The following is a 22417-nucleotide window of genomic DNA, read 5'->3' as shown; positions in this document are numbered from 1 at the left end:
CGAAGGTTTTCTTATATGAACAAGTTGAAAAAGCGTATTCTTACCTTATTTTGTATTGCACCTTTGAGTGTAAGCAATCCAATGGTAAGTGGATCTTTAATTCCACCGGTCTTCGCGCAGACAGCCGTCGTTGTCACAGTCAATGGTAGTCCTATTACCAATTACGATATTCAAAGGCGTGCTGCTTTTCTTAAATTGCAACAAAAACAGGGTAATCTTGTTGCAAAAGCTAAAAGTGAGCTTGTCAGTGAAACCCTTAAAAATATTGAAATAAAACACCGTAATATTGAGGTGAGTAATAGTGAAGTTGACAGCGCTTTTGAAAACTTTGCAACACAAAATAACATGACCGTTGATCAGCTCAACCAGATTCTGATTCAAAATGATATCACAGTGCAGCACTTTAAGGATTATATCCGGGGGCAAATAGGATGGGGTCGTCTCGTGAATGCACGCTATCAAGCTGAAACTGGTATGATTAGCGAACAAGAAGCTGTACGAAGAATATTAAAAAATGGTGGCATAAAACCTTCAACCAATGAGTATACGTTACAACGAATTGTTTTCGTCATTCCTGCACATCGCCACTCAGAAATCTTTGAAAGGCGCCAAAGAGAAGCAGCAAATTTCCGAAAACATTTTAGAGGATGTGATAACGCTCAAAACCAAGCAAGGGGTATTTTGGATGTTACTATCCGCCACTTGGGAAAATTTCTCGAACCTCAACTTCCCAGTGCATGGGAACAGGCTATTCTTGCAACACCTGCCGGAAAAATGACTCAATTTCAAGAAACATCTGATGGAATTGAAGCAATTGCTGTGTGCAAAATAAAAAGAGTTTCTGACGATTATGTAGCTCGGCTGATATTTTCTATTCAAGATAGCAAGAAAAAAAGCCCTCAAGAACTTGAAAAATTGAGCGAAAAATATTTAGAAGAATTGCGGCGGGTAGCGCGCATTCAAAACTCATAATGGCTGTGCTTGTTGTTAGCGGTGGTGATCCTGCCGGAATTGGTCCTGAAATAGCGTTAAAAGCATGGAATTTGCGTATTGCGCGCCAAATTCCACCTTTTGTGCTTCTTGCTGATCCAGATATTATTCGTGCACGCGCCCATTTTTTACAAATCGATGTTGAAGTGGAATCTGTTTTAATAGATAATCCCGTAAAAAACTTCCAAACTGCTCTTCCTGTAATACCGTTAAAAAACCGACAAAATAATCAATTAGGCCTCCCTTCACCGAATAATGCTGCTGGAATAGTTGAAGCGATTAAATGTAGCGTTCAATTGATTCAAAGTGGTCGTGCATGTGCGCTTGTCACCTGTCCTATTGCAAAAAAAAGCCTTTATGATGCTGGGTTTGAATTTCCAGGGCATACAGAATTTTTAGCTCATTTAGCCTATCAAACCTCTGGTACATGCTATCATCCGGTTATGATGCTATCTGGACCTCGATTAAAAACTGTTCCCATTACTGTTCATATCCCATTTAAGGAAGTTCCATCATGCCTCACTCGTCAGATAATCATTCAAACAGCATTCATTACTGAACACGACTTGAGAACAAGATTTAAAATAACTGAACCACGTTTAGCTGTTTCTGGTCTTAATCCTCATGCGGGAGAGGAAGGTGCAATGGGAAAAGAAGATATTGAAATTATCATGCCCGCTATTGAATATCTTAAAAATAAAGGACTCGATATTATAGGACCACTGCCTGCAGATACAATGTTCCACGAACGTGCAAGAAAAGCATATGATGTTGCCCTTTGCATGTATCATGATCAAGCGCTTATTCCTGTTAAGACACTGGACTTTGACACCACCGTCAATATCACTTTAGGACTCCCTTTTATTCGTACTTCTCCAGATCACGGAACTGCTTTTGATATTGCTGATAAAGGGATAGCCTCTCCCGAAAGCTTTATTGCTGCTCTTAAACTTGCAAATCAACTTGCCGAAAATAGTTTTATACCATGCCAATAGATAATCTACCTCCTCTTCGTGAGGTAATTGACACATACAGATTACAAGCTCATAAATCTTTGGGCCAGAATTTTCTTTTCGATCTTAATTTAACATCTAAAATTGCTCATCAAGCAGGAAATATAGAAGGAAAACCTGTTATTGAAGTGGGATCAGGTCCTGGAGGTTTGACACGTGCCTTACTTGCAAAAGGCGCAATTGTAACAGCGATCGAACGTGATGAGCGTTGTATACCGGCTCTCTTAGATATAGAAAAGCACTATCCGCAAAAACTAAAACTTATTTGTAATGATGCGCTGAAGCAGGATTTCTCAAGACTCTTTGAAACATCTCCAGAAAAACCACGCATTATTGCGAATCTTCCCTATAATATTGGAACACAACTCTTATTAAATTGGCTATTGGCTGAACCATGGCCTCCTTTTTATGAATCAATGACATTGATGTTTCAACGTGAAGTTGCCAAACGTATTACAGCTAAACCTCAATCTACACACTATGGACGTCTTAGCGTCTTAACCAGCTGGCGTACTATTGCTAAAATTGCGTTTGATGTACCCCCTCAAGCCTTCATACCAGCACCAAAAATAACTTCTTCCGTTGTCCATATTATTCCGCGAACACAACCTCTTACCTGCTCTGCACAAGATCTTAGCTTTATTACAAAAACTGCTTTTGGACAACGACGAAAAATGCTGCGTCAAAATCTCAAAACCATTGGAGGTGAAAATCTTTTAGAAAAAGCTGGAATTGATGGAACACGCCGAGCTGAAACGCTCTCAATTTCTGAATTTGTAACTTTAGCTAATTTAGTGGTCTAAAAAGCGTAACTTTTTGCCCATCACTTCTTTTCAAAACAATAAGGATATTCAATTAATCTTTTCAGTAACAAGCTCATCAATAAAAGATTCAAAAAAGGAAGAACATCGCTCACGTTTCATCGTTTCTGCCAAATAAATTGACTTAATAAACAACACGGACTTATTTAAATCCTCATTAACCACAACATAATCGTAAGAACGCCAATGTTGTATCTCTGTTCGTGCATTCTTTAACCGCAAACAAATGATATCCTGACTGTCTTCTGCTCGACGATGTAAACGAGAAATAAGCTCTTTCATTGATGGTGGAAGAATAAAAACAGACACAATATCCCCTGGCATCTTTTTTTGAAGCTGCTGGGTGCCTTGATAATCAATATCAAATAACATGTCTCGACCAGAATTCAACACGTTTTCAACGCTTTCACGTAAAGTTCCATAATAATTTCCATGAACTTCCGCCCATTCAATAAATTCACCTCCATCACGCTTACGCTTAAACTCCCTCTTTGAAATGAAATGATAATGGAGACCATCCACCTCACTAGGACGTCTTTGCCGTGTTGTCATACTTACGGAGAGCTCTAATTGCCCATCCTTCAGAAGTAACCGAGAAAGAGTTGATTTACCAGCTCCTGAAGGCGAAGAGAGAATAAATAAAAAACCGCGACGCCGATTTATTTTCTTAGCACTTACTTCACTCTTATAGAATGTCATAATATCACTCTACTTTTCTTAAACTCTGCGTCAAAATTTCAATAATACGTTTTCTACATTCCCTAAAATTAATGTGTTGCTTTTAATGCACGCCACTTACGAACATTCGTATTATGTTCCTCCAAAGTTCTAGAAAAAACATGTCCTCCCGAACCATCAGCTACAAAATAGAGTACATCACTGCTTGGTGAATGCGCCACCGCTTTCAAAGAATCTCGGCCTGGATTCGCAATAGCTGTTGGTGGCAAACCATAAATTTTATAAGTATTGTATGGTGTTTCCTTCTCAAGATCTGAACGGTAAATTGCACGACCGGATGGCATTCCTTTTCCACCGAAGAGACCATAAATTACCGTTGGATCAGATTGAAGACGCATATGTTTTGCAAGACGGTTATAAAACACCGCGGCAACCTTCGATCTCTCTGCTGCAATTCCTGTCTCTTTCTCAACAATCGATGCCAATATAACAAATTCGTCGATAGATCTGATTGGCAAATCAGGTGAGCGAGTCGCCCATATTGCATTAATTAATTTTGTCTGTCCTTCGCGCAATCTGTTTATAATTTCTTTGCGCGTCGTACCACGAACAAAACGAACGGTATCCGTCATCAAACTGCCCTCTGGAGGCAAAATTTTAGGAAGATCCCCAATCAAAATTTCATTGGAAGCCAATCGATCGAAAACTTGTTGAACCGTCAAACCTTCTGGCACTGTGAAAGTATATTCAATAGATTTACCTTTCACAAGAATATTCATAATATCCTGCATCGAAGCATACGCTGGAATTAAATATTCACCCGCTTTAAGATGTATTGTTTTTTGGTGATAACCAACGCCATAAACAAAAACATCCGATGATCGAATGAGACCACGTTTTTCGAGTAGTAAAGCAATTTCACGAATTCCTGTTCCAGGAGAGATAAGAATAACTTGCTCTCTCTCCGCTATCCCCTTTCCTTCAAAAATACTTTTTCCAATATAAAGAGGAATACTTGTGGCAAAAATAATAACCACAATCAGCATCAAAAAAAAATGACCGAGAATGACCAACGGATTACGTACGATATACGACTTCTTTCGTCTCTTATACGCTGACATATCTTTATTATCCCCTAAATGATTCGGAGAGGAATCATCTACGTCCTTTAGTGGCATTTCATTTTTCACATCGGACATAACTGTCAACCTCAATAATTTTTAGGCTGTACTACACTATAATTTTTCACTTAAACCCCATAATAAAGAAAAAAACTTAGACGCAACAAAAACAAATGAAAACGTTTACTTATCCCCCAAAGCGTCGAATCACCAAAGATGCATTCGTTCCACCAAACCCAAAAGAATTTGAGAGAACTGTATCAATTTTTCGTTCGCGCGGTTTATGTGGAACAAGATCAATTTTCGTTTCAATCGATGGATTATCAAGATTGAGCGTTGCTGGAGCTATATTATCCCGTATAGCTAAAACACAAAAAATAGTCTCAGCAGCACCAGCAGCACCAAGTAAATGCCCCACAGATGACTTTGTTGATGACATGGACACTCGTGGTGCATGATGCCCTAAAACACGCTCAACAGCCGCCAACTCTATCGCATCAGCCATCGTCGATGTCCCGTGTGCATTAATATAATCAAGTTCACTTACATTCACCTGTGCACGCTTAAGAGCAGCCGTCATACTACGCTGTGCCCCTTCACCACTCTCTGAAGGCGCAGTAATATGATAAGCATCGCCAGATAAACCATAGCCAATAAGCTCAGCATAAATACGAGCTCCCCTCTTTTTTGCATGTTCAAGTTCTTCTAAAATAACAATTGCAGCCCCCTCACCCATCACAAAACCATCACGATCAGCATCATAAGGACGTGATGCCCGCTCAGGATCAGCATTACGACAAGTAGAAAGAGCTCTACAAGCAGCAAAACCGGCAAGAGATATTCGATTTATCGGAGATTCTGTGCCCCCAGCTACCATAACATCAGCATCGCCAAACGCAATCAAACGCGCTGCATCACCAATCGCATGTGCACCTGTCGAACAGGCCGTCACAACTGAATGATTAGGGCCACGCAAACCATATTTAATAGATACATAACCAGATGCAAGATTAATCAAACGCCCCGGAATAAAAAAAGGAGAAACACGCCGTGGGCCCTTATCACGAAGCGTATAACCAGCCTCAACAATGCCTTCAATGCCACCAATACCTGAACCAATTAACACACCTGTGCAAACCTGATCTTCATCACTCTTGGGATACCACTCAGCATCTGCAAGCGCCTGACCAGCAGCCGCCATTGCATAAACAATAAACCCATCAACCTTACGCTGTTCCTTGGGATCCATATACAAATCGGCATTATACGTACCATTTGTTCCATCTCCCGAAGGAACACGCGCAGCAATCTGGCATGGTAAATCGGAGACATCAAACTCAGTAATGCGTCGAACACCACTCTTCCCTTCAAGAAGCCGTTTCCAACTATATTCAACATCACCAGCTAATGGAGATACCAATCCTACACCAGTAACAACAACACGTCTCATAACTTACAACCTTGAATTAAAACTCACCTCTCAAAGCTCACTTCTCAAAACATCTCCAAAGAATATAGGCAAAAACACAAAATGCCTTTACCTTTCAGCTATCATGCAGAAGCTTTATCGATAAATTTTACAGCATCACCCACTGTAAAAATCGTTTCAGCGGCCTCATCTGGGATTTCTACACCAAACTCTTCTTCAAAAGCCATAACAAGCTCAACCGTATCAAGGCTATCTGCTCCCAGATCATCTATAAAGTTTGCATTTTCTACCACCTTATCTGCATTAACTCCAAGATGCTCCACAATAATTTTCTTAACACGCTCTACTGTATCACTCATATTGAAATCCTCAAAGTTATATATCTTCTGTAATTTTGTTAGCTATATTGAATCATCTAATCAAGCAATAGATGCATTTACTCTAAAGGTTTTAGCAATGACTTAAAATCATCCTGTGGATATCCCCCTAGAAAATGAACTAATCTGAAATTCCGACATAAATTGATCAACTTACCATATCAGGAGAGTGGATATGTTTTCCACTTCATTCGTACTATCTAAAATAATGCAATCTATAAATCAATGTGAAATAAAGAAAATACTTAAATCATCGCCATCCCACCGTTGATGTGTAGTGTTTGACCTGTCACGTACGCTGCTTCGTCGCTCGCCAAATAAACAGCAGAGAAAGCTATTTCTTGCCCATTCCCCATACGCTTCATTGGAATCGTAACCATAATCGTTTCTTTTTGTTTTTCGTTAAGTTTGTCAGTCATGGCAGATTTAATAAATCCTGGAGCAATACAGTTAACTGTGATATTCCGTGAAGCAATTTCCTGCGCTAATGCTTTAGAAAAGCCTATCAAACCAGCTTTTGAAGCGCAGTAGTTCGTTTGTCCAGGATTTCCAACAACCCCAACAATAGATGTTATGTTAATAACCCTTCCATAGCGACGCCGTATCATAGAATGTGTCAATTCACGTGTCAAAATAGAAGCAGCTGTTAAATTAACGGCTAAGACATCATCCCAGTCTTGATCCTGCATACGTATAAAAAGACCGTCTCGGGTGATTCCTGCATTGTTAACAAGAATATCAACACCCTCCATTTCTCTTTCTGCTGTTTCAGCTAATTGTTTAATAGATTTACGATCAGAAAGATTAGCAGGAAAAATAAAAACATCTTTTCCTAAATCTGCCGCAACTTCTTTAAGCTTGTCTTCACGGGTTCCATGGAGTCCAACAACCGCTCCTTGCGCATGAAAACAACGCGCTATGGATTCACCAATTTCTCCCGACGCTCCCGTTATAAGAGCTTTACGACCTGTTAATTTAAACATTTTCAGACTCCTTCATAAATTAAATGCCAAGAACTCGCAGTGCTGCTTCTATTTCCTCAGCTGTCCCAACTGTTAATCCCTTTATATCCTTGTTGATACGACGCGCTAAACCCGTTAATACTTTTCCAGCACCAACTTCAAAAAGCGTATCAACTCCATTAGTGCCGATCCACTCTATCGTTTCACGCCATCGCACTCTTCCAGTCACTTGTTTAACAAGAAGCGTAACGATACGCTCTGGATCACTCTCTGGTGCAACAGAAACATTAGCAACAAGAGGAACAAGAGGAGCGATTTTGTTAACAGTCAAAAATGCATTCTTCATGGCATCAGCAGCAGACTGCATTAAGGACGAATGAAAAGGCGCAGAAACCGGAAGAAGAAGCGCACGTTTAGCACCTTTTTTTGATGCAAGCTCTACTGCTGCTTCAACCGCTTTTACTTCACCTGAAATAACAATTTGCCTACCACCATTATCATTAGCAATCTGGCATAGTCCTTCTTCAGAAACCGTTTTGCAAATTTTTTCCACATCTTTCTCATCCAAACCAATCAATGCTGCCATAGAACCTTTACCGACAGAAACTGCTGCCTGCATGGCATTGCCACGAATCCGTAAGAGCCTTGCCGTATCAGTAAGACTAAATGTACCAGCAGCACAAAGAGCTGAATATTCGCCTAGAGAATGGCCTGCAACAAATTTTATTTGTGTTTTTATATTCAGCCCCAATTGTTCCATTACACGAACAACTGCCATGGATACAGCCATTAATGCTGGTTGTGCATTTACTGTTAATGTTAAGATATCTGCTGGTCCTTCAAAAATGATCTCTGATAATTTCTCACCTAAAGCATCATCCACTTCTTCAAAAACCATCCGCGCTGCAGCAAATTGCTCTGTAAGTATTTTTCCCATACCAACAAACTGGCTTCCCTGCCCTGGAAAAGTAAAAGCTGCTACCATCAATCGACTCCATAAATTGCGCAATTCATTTTTTCTCTTTTGATCCTATTCATCAACACAAATCAAGACGAAGTAACTTATTTAAAACGCATATTCTTCTTAAAATTATATTTTAATGGCGGAATTTGATATAAAAAATTAGGAAAATACGGCGTCATAAACTGAAAAACACCCCAACTTACGAAAGTTCCTAAAATTGTACCAGCTAAAATATCAAAAGGATAATGTACACCGACAAAAATACGCCCCCAACAGATCAAACACGAAAACATCACTGCAAACTTAAAGGCGATTTTATATCGATAAAAATAAAGACTCGCCGTATAAGATGCAATAATCGAGGCATGATTACTCGGAAAAGAAGCTGTTGCACGATGCTTAATCAGAGGTGTTGTTAAACCCACAACAAACGGGCGTGGGTGAAAATAAATAAGAGAAATGAGATAGCTTAAAAAAAGAGCCGCACAAATGCTTACGCAAATACTTAACGCTGCACGTCGTTCCATATTTCCACCGCAAAACCACAGTGCACAAAGATGTATAGGAATAATGTAAATCAAAAATTTTGCACAAAAAATACCAAATAAAACCAAAACAGACCAAAGTTGATGATTGCCAGCCAACATTTCAAAAAATGCAACATCAATCCGGTTTAAAAAATCCATTCTTCTCTCCTTCATGCTTATAGCTCTACAGCATCGTCTCTTTGCAAAAGAGTGAAACTCTACAAAAGATATATCAAGATTCAATAAATTAATTTTTTTATGCGCATAAACTTGCTATTTTTAAAGATAAGCTGTAGATATCAAGCGTTCATTACTGGTATTTTGGCTGGGGGTTGAACGGAGGACTGAATATAATCAGTAGGGAATGCAATGTTTCCGACCTCCCGTGTCTCCGCTCTCGGATGTCTCGAATTGCAAACGCGTCCTTTCTTCTTTGGGTCTCCAAAAAAGACAAGTCGCAGAGGCTTTGCGCTAGAACCGGTGAATTTTAATTGAAGAAAGGCAAAACAATGGCTCTTTATGAACATATGTTTCTTGCTCGGCATGGCATTGCACCGCAACAAATTGATGAACTTTTGAATGTCTACAAAGGCGTCATTGAAGCACACGGTGGAAAGGTTGAGCGTATAGAAAATTGGGGTCTTCGCCCCCTCGCTTATCGTATTCGCAAAAACCGTAAGGCTCATTATGTCCTAATTAATATCGATGCACCAGCCGCAGCAATCGCTGAAGTTGAACGTCAGATGCGCATTAATGAAGATATTTTGCGTTATATGACTATTCGCGTAGAAAAGCATGAAAAAGAAAAATCTGCTATGCTCTCACGCCTTGATCATAATGGCCACGCTATTCAAGATGAAGAGCGTCCTCGCTCCTCACGTCGTCAGCGTGAAGATGTCATAGAAGGAGTAGAATAATGACTGATGTTAATCAGACTGCGGCACGTCGTCCCTTTCATCGTCGTCGCAAAACGTGCCCGTTTTCAAGTGCTAATGCTCAAAAAATTGATTATAAAGATGTCAAATTATTGCAGCGTTATATTTCAGAACGTGGAAAAATCGTTCCTTCACGGATTACGGCTGTCAGTCAGAAAAAACAGCGTGAATTGGCTAATGCCATCAAACGTGCTCGTTTTTTAGGCTTACTTCCATACGTTATAAGATAATATCAAGTGCATCGTGCAGCTGGCGTATCTCTCCAGTTGCTTCTCTTGTGTAGTTTAGCAACACAGCTCATTGTAGGCTATGCAAAGATGTATGAAATACCAAAAGTTGGGGCATTGTAGTGTCCCTAACTGCAAAAAGCAGGACAGCGATAAATGAAAAACTTTCATACTTATAAAATAATTACCGGTATTTTGGCAGGATTGTTTGCTGTCGTTATAGGGATGGCGATCATTAGTGTCGCGGATATCACACCTTATTTCTCTCTTCTTCTTGGTTGTTTTCTTTCACTCCCAATTTTCATTATTGCATTCGGTCAGGGGACATTAGCCAGCCTCATTGCTCTAATAAGTGCCACTGTTGTCCTTATCATAGTCACTAATGTCCATATTGGTTTTGGCTTTATGCTGTTATTTTTTCTCCCCGCTGTCTATGCTTCTTGGCTCCTTGGACTTGCACGACCAGCACAAAAAGAAAATACACTGATATGGTACCCATTATCATCGGTTATTTTTCATTTAACCAACTTTATTGCTCTTATATCAACTTTCATTGGAATCTATGTTCAAACCCGTCCTTCCACACCCATCATTGCAAAAAAAATCACTGCAAACATAGCACAAGCTGTGCAACAATCACAGTCAATAAAAGAATCTGATATACGCGCTTTTAGTGAGATTTTAATGACGCATACAGCAACTTTGACTGCTGTTGCTTTGACTATTTATAGTTTGATTTTTCTCATTGGTAATCTTTATTTTTCAATGATAGCAGCGCAACATATGAAATGGCTGAAAAGACCACGTGATGATTGGAGCAAAACTTTCCGTGTCCCAATCTCTGGAGTTTTTATTTTCATTATTGTTTGCTTAGCATCAATGATTGAATTGGGCGCTGCTATTAACTTAAGTACCCGTGTCTTTAGTACTGCATATACTGTCATCATATCAATCAGTGGCTTAGCGTATCTTCACAACATTACGAAAGGGATTAACGGACGGATTATTATACTCTGTCTTGTTTATATTGCTATTTTAACCGTTGTTTTTGCTCCGCCTATTTCTTTCATGATGCTTTTGATGGGTGTTTGGGCAACTATTCAATACAATTTTCAATCACGCAAAAAACTTAATTAATTTATTTGTTCGAAAGGAAAAACTATGGATATTATTTTGCTTGAGCGTATTCCTCGTCTTGGTCAGATGGGTGATATTGTCTCAGTTAAGGATGGTTATGCACGTAACTTTCTCTTGCCTCAAAGCAAAGCTTTACGCGCAAATGAAGCTAATAAAAAATATTTTGAAATCCAGCGCGCTCAACTTGAAGCACGTAATCTTGAACGCAAAAGCGAAGCACAAAAAGTTGCTGAAAAACTTGATAGTAAATCATTTATTGTCGTCCGTTCAGCTGGTGAAACAGGACAACTCTACGGTTCTGTATCAACGCGTGATATTTCTGACATTATAACAGATGAAGGCTTTTCCATTGGACGCAATCAAATTGAGCTTAATCATCCAATAAAAACTATCGGTCTCCATCCCGTCACTCTTAGCCTACACCCTGAAGTTCAAATTTCTGTGATCATTAATGTTGCACGTTCAGCTAGTGAAGCACAACGCCAAGCGGAAGGTGAAAATTTAACTTCTGCCGAAGCAATATATAGTATTCAAGAAGAAACCATACGAGAAGAAAATAATGAAAACGATGTAAGCAACATTGATGACGAAGCTTAATTGCTTTTTTACTTCTTGTATTGTATCTTTTATTTTTCTGTTGTCTAATGCGCTGACGTATTATAAAATGCTTGGCTTAGTAGGTTGAGCATTTTGTTGTTTTATCATTAGAAAACTCAATTCTTAACGAGGCAGAAGTGTGTTGTGTGAAAACGTGCTGCATCAAGAAATATGAACATACTAAGTGAAACTGTCTCCGTACATTGCTGTAGTTAAGATAGAAACACAGGATAGTTACTCAAATCTCTGCTCTCTAGAAGAGTAGTACTTGTATAAAGTAGTTAATTGATTACATTCTCACTTCATCTAGAATGCTTCTCATTATAAAGAAAAGTAATTTTATGCATCGCGATATTGAGACTTTTTTGTCATATAATATCAAAACATTTGAAACAAAGAATTGTTTCTTTTAACATCAAATGCGTAGTATGAAAAACGTACATGTTACAAAAAATGTAAAGGAATAAGTTGCATATAAATAATACGCAGATGCTGAATCGGCATTCGAAGATGGCCTAAAAAATTGAACGTGGATTTTATTTCAAAATAAGATCTGCCACCCTGTTTTTTTAATATACACCTGAGTAGCTAATGACATACATCTAATTAGCTAAACGTGAGATTTAAGTGGAAAAAACTGTTATGGAAGAAACAAGCGTTGTCAATTTCAGCTCTTCGCAAAAAGAAGTTTCCTCTTCTTTTCAAAAACTCCCACACAACATTGAAGCTGAACAAGCATTGCTTGGAGCACTTCTCATCAATAATGATGCTCATGATCGCGTGTCAGATTTTTTGAAGTCCGAACATTTTTTTGTACCATTGCATCAAAAAATCTATGCTGTTTTATCTCATTTTATCGAAAAAGGAAAAATTGCAGATCCGGTTACCATCAAGCCATTTATTCCAGCGGAAGAAAAAATTGCAGATATCACCGTATACAATTACGTTGTTCGTTTATCAAACAAAGCAGTGACAGTCATTAATACCGAAGATTATGGACGAATCATCTACGATCTTTTTATCCGACGCTCTTTGATTAATATTGGAACTCAAGTTATCAATACAGCTTTTGATGCCCCTGTAGAACTTACACCTGCGCAACAAATTGAAACTGTTGAACAACAATTGTTTGAATTGGCAGAAAAAGGAAAATATGGTGGTGGATTTGAAAATTTTAACGAAGCTATCAAAAAAGCACTCGATATGGCAAGTGCTGCTAAAAAGCGTTCTTCACATTTATCTGGGATAGCTACTCACATTAAAACACTTGATGAAAAAATGGGAGGATTACAAAAATCTGACTTAATCATTCTTGCTGGGCGCCCTGGCATGGGAAAAACATCGCTAGCTACCAATATTGCCTTTAATATTGCCAGTGCTTGCAACCGTGATGGCAAAATCGAAGAAAATGAAGGAGGTATTGTTGGATTTTTTTCACTTGAAATGTCATCAGAACAACTTGCAACTCGTATTATTTCTGAACAAACAGAAGTCTCTTCTTCTGATATCCGGCGGGGGAATATTTCAGAAGAGCAATTTTCTAAAATCATCCGCATAATTAATCGCTTACAAAAAGCACCGCTTTATATTGATCAAACTGGTGGCATATCAATTACACAACTGGCTGCTCGTGCACGACGTCTCAAGCGGCAACATGGTTTGGATGTCCTGATTATTGACTATATCCAGCTCATGACAAACAATTCAAAGCGTTCTTCGGAAAATCGTGTTCAAGAAATTACAGGGATTACCGTAGGATTAAAAGCATTGGCGAAAGAATTGAATATTCCTATCATTGCTCTTTCACAACTTTCTCGCCAAGTAGAAAATCGAACAGATAAGCGTCCACAACTCTCAGATTTACGCGAATCTGGTTCTATTGAGCAAGATGCCGACATCGTACTTTTTGTGTATCGCGAAGAATATTATCTCAAAAATGAAGAACCAAAGATAGGTACTCTCGAATATGAAAAATGGCAAAATACGATGGACAAAGCTTTTGGAAAGGCTGATGTTATTGTTGCAAAACAACGTCATGGACCAACAGGAACCGTTCATCTTGCCTTTCAATCTGATTTCACACGCTTTAGTGATCTAGCAAACAGTGATTATCTTCCTGAACAAATTGGTTAAATCATCATGGCACGCAACCGTGTTCAATTTATCTGTCAAAATTGTGGAACCGTCCATTCACGTTGGGCTGGGAAATGTAATTCCTGTAGTAAATGGAATTCCCTTATCGAAGAAAATGAAAATAGCGGCATTGGCAGTGGACCTATACAAAATACCCGTAAAGGACGTATTGTTGCACTAACGTCTCTTTCTGGAGAGCTTCAAGATGCTCCTCGTATCCATTCCAGCATTGCTGAGCTTGATCGTGTCACCGGCGGGGGTTTCGTGCGTGGATCAGCATTGCTTGTTGGTGGTGATCCGGGTATTGGAAAATCAACGTTACTGACACAAACAGCAGCTGCTTTATCACGAAAAGGATATAATGTTATCTATGTTTCAGGTGAAGAAGCTATTGCACAAATCTGTTTACGTGCTCAAAGGCTTGAGGCTGCCAATACAGAAGTAAAACTCGCCGCTGAAACTAATGTTGAAGATATTCTTGCAACCTTAAGCGAACATAAAAATCTTGATATGGTTATTATCGATTCTATTCAAACTCTATGGTCAAATGCAGCAGATTCAGCACCTGGCACCGTCACACAAGTGCGTATCGGTGCTCAAGCAATGATTCACTTTGCAAAAAAAACAGGATCAGCTGTTGTTCTTGTTGGGCATGTTACAAAAGATGGACAAATTGCTGGTCCCCGTGTTGTTGAACATATGGTTGATGCTGTTCTCTATTTTGAGGGTGAAGGGGGACATCATTATCGAATCCTTAGAACTGTAAAAAATCGCTTTGGACCAACTGATGAAATTGGTGTTTTTGAAATGTCTGATAAGGGGTTACGGGAAGTAATAAATCCATCCGAACTTTTTTTAGGTGAACGAAATGAAAAAGCACCAGGCGCTGCTGTTTTTGCAGGAATGGAAGGAACACGCCCTATATTAGTAGAAATCCAAGCGCTTGTTGCTCCCTCTTCACTTGGAACCCCACGACGAGCTGTTGTGGGATGGGATGGAAATCGCCTTTCAATGATTCTCGCTGTGCTAGAAGCCTATTGTGGTGTTCGCTTTGGACAGCATGATGTCTATCTTAATGTTGCAGGCGGATATCGTATAGCAGAACCAGCAGCTGATTTAGCTGTTGCAGCAGCTTTGGTATCCTCTCTTGCAAACATTCCTCTTCCAACCGATTATGTCTATTTTGGTGAAATCAGTCTTTCAGGAGCCATCCGCGCTGTTGCACATTCAGCACAACGTATCAATGAAGCAAAAAAATTAGGATTCCAAGGAGCTGTTCAACCTACCACTACAGCTGAAATGACAAAATCGCTTAATTTTCAACAAAAAACATTCTCTGACCTTCCTGAACTGGTTGCCACTATTACTGCAAGCAAAAAACGGTCTGCACCATACGTATAATAATGTAGAAAAAACTCTACAAAATATAAAAGATCCCTGCTATAAGAGCGAAAATGGCGTAACTAGAAATGCATTCATATACTAACTTAAAGGAACACAACTTTATGTATAAGGAACAAACAAATGATTATAACAGTCCTTGATGGAATTGTCGTAGCAGTCATCCTGTTGTCCGCTTTTCTTGCTATGCTCAGAGGGTTTTCACGCGAGCTTCTATCGTTGGTTTCTTGGGTAATCGCAGCTGTTGCTACATTGTTTTTATTCAAGCCTTTTTTGCCCTTCTTTGAGCAATATCTATCTAATAAAATGATTGCATTAATCACAACATTAGTCACGATTTTTGTTGTTATTCTTATTATTACTTCAATTATTGCCATGAAAATCTCCGATTTTATTATTGATAGTCGAATTGGTATCATTGACCGTACTATCGGTTTTGTTTTTGGAGCACTTCGCGGTCTATTTATTATGGTCATCGGCATGTTACTTATTAGTGCGCTGATTAAACCCGAGCATCAAGCTAATTGGTTAACAAATGCAACAACAAAACCCGTTTTGGATTCATTGGGACAAAAAGTTTTGGAAATACTCCCTAAAGACTTCGACACTATTCTCGAAAAGGTAGAAAAGATTTTAAAAAGGGACGATGCTGATACATAGAATAAGCACTTTTATGAAAAGGTGATTTAGAAAATGGAGAATGTTTCGTTATAGGCAAATGATCCCAAGTAACACGTGAAATATGGTATAATCATTTCTCATATCATAACTGAAAGAATATGATGACAAAAAGCGATATTTCCTATCAGGAGTTTTCATTGGATGGCGATACCCTTCATGAAGAATGTGGGGTTTTTGGTATTCTTGGGCATGAAGATGCAGCAACATTAACAGCTCTCGGGCTCCATGCACTTCAGCATCGTGGACAGGAAGCAGCTGGAATCGTTTCCTACCATAATAAAATTTTTCATCAAGAAAAGCATTTAGGTCTTGTCGGTGATCACTATACAAACCCTGTAACACTTGCTCGTTTACCAGGAAATCGTGCTATCGGACATACTCGTTATTCAACAACTGGAGAAGTAGCATTACGCAACGTTCAGCCTCTTTTTGCTGAATTAAAAGCTGGAGGTATTGCTATTGCTCATAATGGCAATCTCACCAATGGCCTTACATTACGCCGTGAACTCATTGCTTCTGGTGCCATCTGTCAATCAACATCAGATTCAGAAGTTTTTCTCCATCTTATTGCCCGTTCACGTTATGAATCATCATCTGATCGCTTTGTTGATGCTATTCGGCAAGTAGAAGGTGGATACGCTATGTTAGCGCTCACACGCACAAAGCTCATTGCTGCACGCGATCCAACAGGTATTCGACCTCTTGTAATGGGTGAACTTGATGGTAAACCAATCTTTTGTTCCGAAACATGTGCACTTGATATCATTGGAGCAAAATATGTTCGCGATGTCAAAAATGGGGAAATCATTGTATGCGAAATACAAAAAAATGGAGAAATCACTAAAAAAATTATAAAATCAGAGAACAAGAAACCAGAAAAACTTTGTCTTTTTGAATATGTCTATTTTGCACGTCCTGATTCAATCGTTGGAGGACGTAGTGTTTATACGGTACGTAAAAATATGGGAATCCATTTGGCGCAGGAAGCCCCTTGTGAAGGTGATGTCGTAGTTCCTGTTCCTGATGGCGGAACACCCGCTGCAATTGGCTATGCACAAGAAATTGGAATTCCCTTTGAGCTTGGTATTATTCGTAATCACTATGTCGGCCGCACTTTTATCGAACCAACACAACAAATTCGTGCTTTTGGAGTAAAATTAAAGCATTCTGCAAATCGTTCTATTATCAAAGGAAGACGCGTTATTTTAGTTGATGACTCCATTGTACGCGGAACAACATCCCTCAAGATTGTGCGAATGCTCCGCGATGCTGGAGCAAAAGAAGTGCACATGCGCATTTCTAGTCCTATGATTTTCTATCCCGATTTCTATGGAATTGATACACCTAAAGCTGAAAGCTTGTTGGCTAATCAATATCCAGACTTAAAATCCATGTGTAATTTTGTTGGAGCTGACTCGTTAGAATTCCTTTCAACAGATGGTCTATATCTCGCTGTGGCAGGAGAAAAACGAAATAATGCTGACCCACAATTTACTGATCATTATTTTACCGGACATTATCCTACACATCTTCTTGACCAAGAAAGTATCCCCCAAATTCATCAATCATTTGTCCTTAAAACAAGAAATTAATAATGACAAAACTTGATTTTGACCTTCATGGACGTGTTGCACTTGTTACCGGTGCTTCAAGAGGAATTGGCTATTATTTAGCGTTAGAGCTTGCAGCACGCGGTGCCTATATTATCGCTCTTGCACGCACAGTTAGTGGACTCAATGAGCTTGACAACAAAATTCGAGAAATAGGTGCTTCTGCAACACTTGTCCCACTCGACTTGCATCATGTAGAAAACATTGATGTTTTCAGTGTTTTCATCGCTAAACGCTGGAAAAAACTCGATATTATGGTTGTAAATGCAGGAATTCTTGGAACACTCTCACCAATAGCGCATATTGAAGACACGGTATTTGAAGATGTTTTTCAAATAAATCTTATCAATCAATGGCGCTTAATGAAAGCCGTTGAGCCCTTATTACGTAAATCTGATGCTGGACGAGTGATTCTGTTATCCTCAAGTGTTGCTCATGTTGCACGCGCTTTTTGGGGACCTTACGCAGCTTCTAAAGCCGCTTTAGAAGTTATTGCTCGTTGCTGGGCGGAAGAGCTAAAGAAAACTCCTATTAAGATTAACTGCGTTGACCCTGGTGCAACACGCACTGCTATGCGTGCACAGGCCATGCCTGGTGAGGATCCTCAAACTCTTCCTTCACCACAAGAAGTTGCAGCAAAGATAGTGCATTTACTTCTACCTGATTTAAAAGAAACGGGCAAACTTTTTAATGTCCGTAAAAATCGCTTTACGGATTATCGTATACCTGATTAGGGTAATATATTGACTTGTAAAAATAACTCATTGTTTTGCAATTTAAATGAAAGTCCAAAATACAGTAAGCTTCTCTCGCTTCAGCCCCTTTTATTATAAATCAGAAAAAACACTCGTTTATATGCTACAAACGGAATAAACGTGTAGATAAAATTATTTAAGAAAAGAGCAAACATGCCTCTTATCAATCTTCTCAATACAAGAAAAGTCATAATTGATAGGCATGATGATATTATCAGTTTTTACCTTTTTTATAAAAACGAAGCAGTGGAGCACGATGGATTTTTCATTATACCCTTCACAATCGCCACTGTAAAATGATCTTAAGACCAACAAGAGAAGTTTCTTTAAAACAAGCTTATGAATGAAGTACCAAAGCGGCACATCACTTTCCATAAGGAGCATGATTCAATCAATCACAAACACAGAACGAAAATAACCAATCTAGATTAAATTTTTCTCTACTTTATATTCTTTTTCCCAGAAACAAACATACAGCTCTAAAGTTTTTTGATATTTTTAGCATTGAGTTTTTTTTCTTCCAAAACAATCCGTTTATTATAAGCTAAAAAACTACAGGGAAGAAAAATCATATAACAAACAGCAGTGATCAACAAAGTATGCCATGTGTACGTTGCAAGAAAACCTACATAAATAACAACACCTAACATGCACGGTACAACGATATCACGCCTCAAATTTTGATCAATTGTTTTCGCGTTCCATACTGGTAAACGACTGACCAAAAGAAACGCAATTATCACAGTATAAAGGCTAAAAAACAATGCCCAACTCCAACCTGGCCTCAAGCCAAGAGCTCCCAAATACATGGGCAATAAAAGCAACAATGCCCCTGCTGGTGCAGGAACACCAACAAAATAACTTTCCTGCCATTTTGGCATATCAGTATTATCCAACATTATATTAAAACGAGCCAATCGCAAACAACAAGCAACACAATAGACAAGCGCCGCAACCCAACCAACCTGGTGCGCTTGAGTCAAAATAAAAGAATAAACAATAAGTGAAGGTGCAACACCAAAATTAACTACATCAGCGAGAGAATCCATCTGTGCACCAAAAGATGAACTCCCATCCATCAAACGAGCAATACGGCCATCAGCGCCATCCAAGACTGCAGCCAAAAGCACCATTAAAATAGCAGCTTCGTAGCGATTCTCAAAAGCCAAACGAATACTGCTCATTCCTGCGCAAATCGCTAAAATAGTGATGATATTTGGGATAACATACCGCATTGGTGTAGGTGAACGCCGTCGATTTGCAACATCATCATGCGGTCCTTCAGGATTAAACGAAGAAAATAGCGAAAAATTTTTCATTGCTCATCCTAATCAAATCTGAAATCAGTTGTAGAACTCTTATCATCAAAAGACGCTAAAACCGTCTCTCCCGCAATTGCTGTCTGTCCAACCGCAACACGCAATTTCATTCCAGTTGGTATATAAATATCAAGACGGGAACCAAAACGAATCAATCCAAATCGTTCTCCAGTAATGACAGAATCATTTTCTTTTGACCAACAAACAATTCGGCGAGCAATCATCCCAGCTATCTGCACCATACCGACTTTACCATGTTTGCTGTTAATCACTATCCCATTACGCTCATTAAATTGACTAGCCTTATCAAGCTCAGCATTGATGAAACGGCCTGGACGATAAATTATAGACTCTACTGTACCACTTATGGGAATACGATTGATATGACATGAAAAAATGTCCATAAACACAGAAACACGGATCATTTCTTCTTTACCTAATCCTAATTCTTCAGGAGGAACACACGGTTCAACAAAAGAGATGCGCCCATCAGCAGGAGAGATAATCCAATTTGGATTCAAAGGAATAACACGATCTGGATCACGAAAAAAATAGATGCACCACACAGTGAGAACCAAACCACACCAAAACAATGGATTCCATATCCAACCAAGAATAAGCGTAATAATAAAAAACGCTACAATAAAAGGGTAACCTTCCTTATGAATTGACACGAAGCCATTATGGACAGATTGTAGAATACTCATATAATTTCCTATTCATAATATAACTTAAAACAAGCAATAAATTTTTTTGTTCTTCCTTGTCCTTCTATGTACTTAATCAACCACTCCATATAAAGTTATAATCAAAATTTTGCGCAGTTTATTTTTTACGACCAACAATACCCATCTCATCTTCTTCATGCATTTTACGCAATTTTTCTTCAGCTTTCGATGCTTCAAGCTGTTTATTCCACATTGAAGCATAGAGACCTTTCTTAAGTAAAAGCTCTGCATGCATTCCATTTTCAATAATACGACCGTTTTTGAGAACCAAAATTTCATCAGCATTGATAACAGTAGAAAGACGATGAGCAATAATCAATGTTGTGCGCCCACGGCTCACGATATCTAATGCTTGTTGAATTTCCTGTTCCGTCGCCGTATCAAGAGCCGCAGTTGCTTCATCAAGAATAAGAAGTGGAGGAGCTTTTAACAGTGTCCGTGCAATAGCCAACCGTTGTTTTTCACCACCTGATAACTTAAGACCACGCTCACCTACCATAGACTGAAAACCTTCTGGAAGCATCTCAACAAATTTTGATATCTGTGCCATTTCAGCAGCTTTTCGCATCTCTTTATCTGTAGCAGTTGGACGTCCATAGAAAATATTATATGCGATTGTATCATTAAATAATACCGTATCCTGTGGTACCATACCAATCGCTTCACGCAAACTTTTTTGCGTCACATCACGTATATCTTGTCCGTCAATTGTGATGGAACCTGCATCAACATCGTAAAAACGAAAAAGTAATCGAGAAATAGTCGACTTACCAGCACCTGATGGACCAACAATTGCAATTGTTTTTCCTCCAGGAACCTCAAAATCAATATCTTTTAAAATCTGGCGATTTGGATCATAGGAAAATTTTACCTTATTAAACCGAATGGTGCCACGACTTACCATTAGTGGTTTTGCATCTGATTTATCAACGATCTCTTGCTGAATATCCAAAAGGTCAAACATAGCTTCAATATCGGTTAATCCTTGTCGAACATCACGATAAATTGAGCCAATAAAATTCAGTGGAATAGAAAGCTGTATTAACAGCGTATTGATAAAAACGAAATCCCCTAAAGTCTGTGTTTCATACAAAACTTCATAAGCTGACATCAACATCAAAATGGCCATTCCAATACCAAAAATAAGAGCCTGACCAAAGTTCAACCAGCTTAATGATGTCCAAATTTTTGTTGCCGCTTTTTCATAATTTTTCATAGAAGAATCAAATCGATGTGCTTCCAGAGTTTCATTGCAAAAATATTTGACCGTTTCAAAATTCAAAAGAGAATCAACAGTACGTGTATTGGCCTCAGTATCTGCCATATTCATTTCCTGCCGAATACGAATGCGCCAGTCACTTGCCTTGATTGTAAACCAAGTATACAAACCAACCATTATTACAACTATTAGTAGATAATGCCATCCATAACCTATATAAAATACAAATGCTGTCAAAACAAATTCTAAAATTGTTGGAACTGCATTCAGAAGTGAAAATCTAACGATAGCTTCAATTCCCTTTGTACCACGCTCAATCACGCGAGAAAGCCCGCCAGTTCGCCTTTCCAAATGAAATCGCAGAGATAATCCATGAATATGTATAAAAGTCTTGTAGGCTAACTGGCGAATAGCATGTTGACCAACAGTTGCAAACAGAGAATCGCGTAACTGATTTAATGCGGCTTGAACAATACGTGCAACATTATATGCCAAAACGAACATAATAGGAATAACACAACCGAATGATTCCCATGTGGAAAGATTAAAGTTTACATCAAGTGCATTCGTAGCATATTTAAAGAAATACGGCACAGATATGAGAACAAGCTTAGCTAAAACGAGATAAAACAGTGCCCACATAACCCGCACCTTTAGATCTCGTCGATCTGCCGGCCACATATAAGGCCATAAATTATAAAGTGTACGCAGAGTCTGGCTTGTATCTGACGATACAGTTTTTATCGTTTTATTCTGTTTCATAAAGCCCTTACTTCTCTATCATCCACTTAAT

General features: G+C 38.8%; 22 protein-coding genes. 12 read left to right on the top strand and 10 right to left on the bottom strand.

Features of this window, described 5'->3' with window-relative positions:
• Positions 1-15: 15 nt before the first annotated feature.
• From V4B17_RS01670 to rsmA, 3 genes are read left to right on the top strand one after another with little or no spacing between them, the layout of a single operon-like run.
• The gene (locus V4B17_RS01670; RefSeq protein ID WP_455479785.1) at positions 16-972 is read left to right on the top strand and encodes a SurA N-terminal domain-containing protein; all 957 of its coding nucleotides are present in this window, start codon (positions 16-18) and stop codon (positions 970-972) included.
• Positions 972-1985, top strand: coding sequence for a 4-hydroxythreonine-4-phosphate dehydrogenase PdxA (gene pdxA, locus V4B17_RS01665; RefSeq protein ID WP_455479784.1), 1014 nt, complete (start codon positions 972-974; stop codon positions 1983-1985). Before V4B17_RS01670 ends, pdxA begins: the two co-directional genes overlap by 1 nt.
• Entirely contained in the window at positions 1976-2806 is an 831-nt protein-coding gene (rsmA, locus tag V4B17_RS01660) for a 16S rRNA (adenine(1518)-N(6)/adenine(1519)-N(6))-dimethyltransferase RsmA (RefSeq protein WP_455479783.1), read from the top strand. Before pdxA ends, rsmA begins: the two co-directional genes overlap by 10 nt.
• A gap of 48 nt (positions 2807-2854) precedes the next feature.
• Here the strand turns inward: rsmA and gmk are convergent, their stop codons facing one another.
• From gmk to V4B17_RS01625, 7 genes are all read right to left on the bottom strand, one after another.
• A complete protein-coding gene (gene gmk, locus V4B17_RS01655) occupies positions 2855-3523 on the bottom strand; it encodes a guanylate kinase (RefSeq protein WP_455479782.1) in 669 nt (222 codons plus the stop codon).
• Positions 3524-3591: 68 nt separating this feature from the next.
• Entirely contained in the window at positions 3592-4701 is a 1110-nt protein-coding gene (mltG, locus tag V4B17_RS01650; protein ID WP_455479781.1) for an endolytic transglycosylase MltG, read from the bottom strand.
• Positions 4702-4810: 109 nt separating this feature from the next.
• Positions 4811-6073 (bottom strand): beta-ketoacyl-ACP synthase II, encoded by a 1263-nt coding sequence (gene fabF, locus V4B17_RS01645; RefSeq protein WP_455479780.1) that lies wholly within the window; start codon positions 6071-6073, stop codon positions 4811-4813.
• A 101-nt stretch (positions 6074-6174) separates the two neighbouring features.
• A complete protein-coding gene (locus tag V4B17_RS01640) occupies positions 6175-6411 on the bottom strand; it encodes an acyl carrier protein (RefSeq protein WP_455466593.1) in 237 nt (78 codons plus the stop codon).
• Between the two features lie 263 nt (positions 6412-6674).
• Positions 6675-7412, bottom strand: coding sequence for a 3-oxoacyl-[acyl-carrier-protein] reductase (fabG, locus tag V4B17_RS01635; RefSeq protein ID WP_455479779.1), 738 nt, complete (start codon positions 7410-7412; stop codon positions 6675-6677).
• Positions 7413-7431: 19 nt separating this feature from the next.
• Positions 7432-8376 carry an ACP S-malonyltransferase gene (gene fabD, locus V4B17_RS01630; RefSeq protein ID WP_455479778.1) on the bottom strand — a complete coding sequence of 315 codons (945 nt, stop codon included), beginning with the start codon at positions 8374-8376 and terminating at the stop codon, positions 7432-7434.
• A 77-nt stretch (positions 8377-8453) separates the two neighbouring features.
• A complete protein-coding gene (locus V4B17_RS01625; protein ID WP_455479777.1) occupies positions 8454-9041 on the bottom strand; it encodes an undecaprenyl-diphosphatase in 588 nt (195 codons plus the stop codon).
• A 350-nt stretch (positions 9042-9391) separates the two neighbouring features.
• Between V4B17_RS01625 and rpsF the strand changes: the two genes are divergently transcribed.
• From rpsF to V4B17_RS01580, 9 genes are all read left to right on the top strand, one after another.
• Positions 9392-9799, top strand: coding sequence for a 30S ribosomal protein S6 (gene rpsF, locus V4B17_RS01620; RefSeq protein WP_455479776.1), 408 nt, complete (start codon positions 9392-9394; stop codon positions 9797-9799).
• Positions 9799-10047 (top strand): 30S ribosomal protein S18, encoded by a 249-nt coding sequence (gene rpsR / locus V4B17_RS01615; RefSeq protein WP_455479775.1) that lies wholly within the window; start codon positions 9799-9801, stop codon positions 10045-10047. The genes rpsF and rpsR overlap by 1 nt, the downstream gene beginning before the upstream one ends.
• Before the next feature lie 153 nt (positions 10048-10200).
• Complete coding sequence (locus V4B17_RS01610; RefSeq protein WP_455479774.1) at positions 10201-11181, top strand: hypothetical protein; 981 nt, start codon at positions 10201-10203, stop codon at positions 11179-11181.
• 24 nt (positions 11182-11205) lie between these two features.
• Positions 11206-11778: a 50S ribosomal protein L9 gene (gene rplI, locus V4B17_RS01605; protein ID WP_455479773.1), complete on the top strand. Its 573-nt coding sequence runs from the start codon at positions 11206-11208 to the stop codon at positions 11776-11778.
• Positions 11779-12420: 642 nt separating this feature from the next.
• Positions 12421-13911, top strand: a complete 1491-nt coding sequence (locus V4B17_RS01600; protein ID WP_455479772.1) for a replicative DNA helicase — start codon at positions 12421-12423, stop codon at positions 13909-13911.
• 6 nt (positions 13912-13917) lie between these two features.
• Positions 13918-15312, top strand: coding sequence for a DNA repair protein RadA (radA, locus tag V4B17_RS01595; protein WP_455479771.1), 1395 nt, complete (start codon positions 13918-13920; stop codon positions 15310-15312).
• A gap of 123 nt (positions 15313-15435) precedes the next feature.
• Complete coding sequence (locus V4B17_RS01590) at positions 15436-15972, top strand: CvpA family protein (RefSeq protein WP_455479770.1); 537 nt, start codon at positions 15436-15438, stop codon at positions 15970-15972.
• Positions 15973-16091: 119 nt separating this feature from the next.
• The gene (gene purF, locus V4B17_RS01585) at positions 16092-17585 is read left to right on the top strand and encodes an amidophosphoribosyltransferase (protein WP_455479769.1); all 1494 of its coding nucleotides are present in this window, start codon (positions 16092-16094) and stop codon (positions 17583-17585) included.
• 2 nt (positions 17586-17587) lie between these two features.
• A complete protein-coding gene (locus V4B17_RS01580; protein ID WP_455479768.1) occupies positions 17588-18337 on the top strand; it encodes an SDR family NAD(P)-dependent oxidoreductase in 750 nt (249 codons plus the stop codon).
• Between the two features lie 500 nt (positions 18338-18837).
• On the opposite strand, the gene pssA is transcribed toward V4B17_RS01580, so the two are convergent.
• The 3 genes from pssA to V4B17_RS01565 all read right to left on the bottom strand — a co-directional run bounded on the left by pssA (position 18838) and on the right by V4B17_RS01565 (position 22386).
• Positions 18838-19677 carry a CDP-diacylglycerol--serine O-phosphatidyltransferase gene (gene pssA / locus V4B17_RS01575; protein WP_455479767.1) on the bottom strand — a complete coding sequence of 280 codons (840 nt, stop codon included), beginning with the start codon at positions 19675-19677 and terminating at the stop codon, positions 18838-18840.
• Positions 19678-19685: 8 nt separating this feature from the next.
• On the bottom strand, positions 19686-20384 hold the full coding sequence (locus V4B17_RS01570; RefSeq protein ID WP_455479766.1) for a phosphatidylserine decarboxylase: 699 nt from the start codon (positions 20382-20384) through the stop codon (positions 19686-19688).
• Positions 20385-20502: 118 nt separating this feature from the next.
• A complete protein-coding gene (locus V4B17_RS01565; protein ID WP_455479765.1) occupies positions 20503-22386 on the bottom strand; it encodes an ABCB family ABC transporter ATP-binding protein/permease in 1884 nt (627 codons plus the stop codon).
• Between the last annotated feature and the right edge of the window lie 31 nt (positions 22387-22417).

The sequence above is a fragment of the Bartonella sp. B23 genome, assembly GCF_053793815.1.
This window is presented reverse-complemented; position numbering and strand designations above follow the sequence as displayed.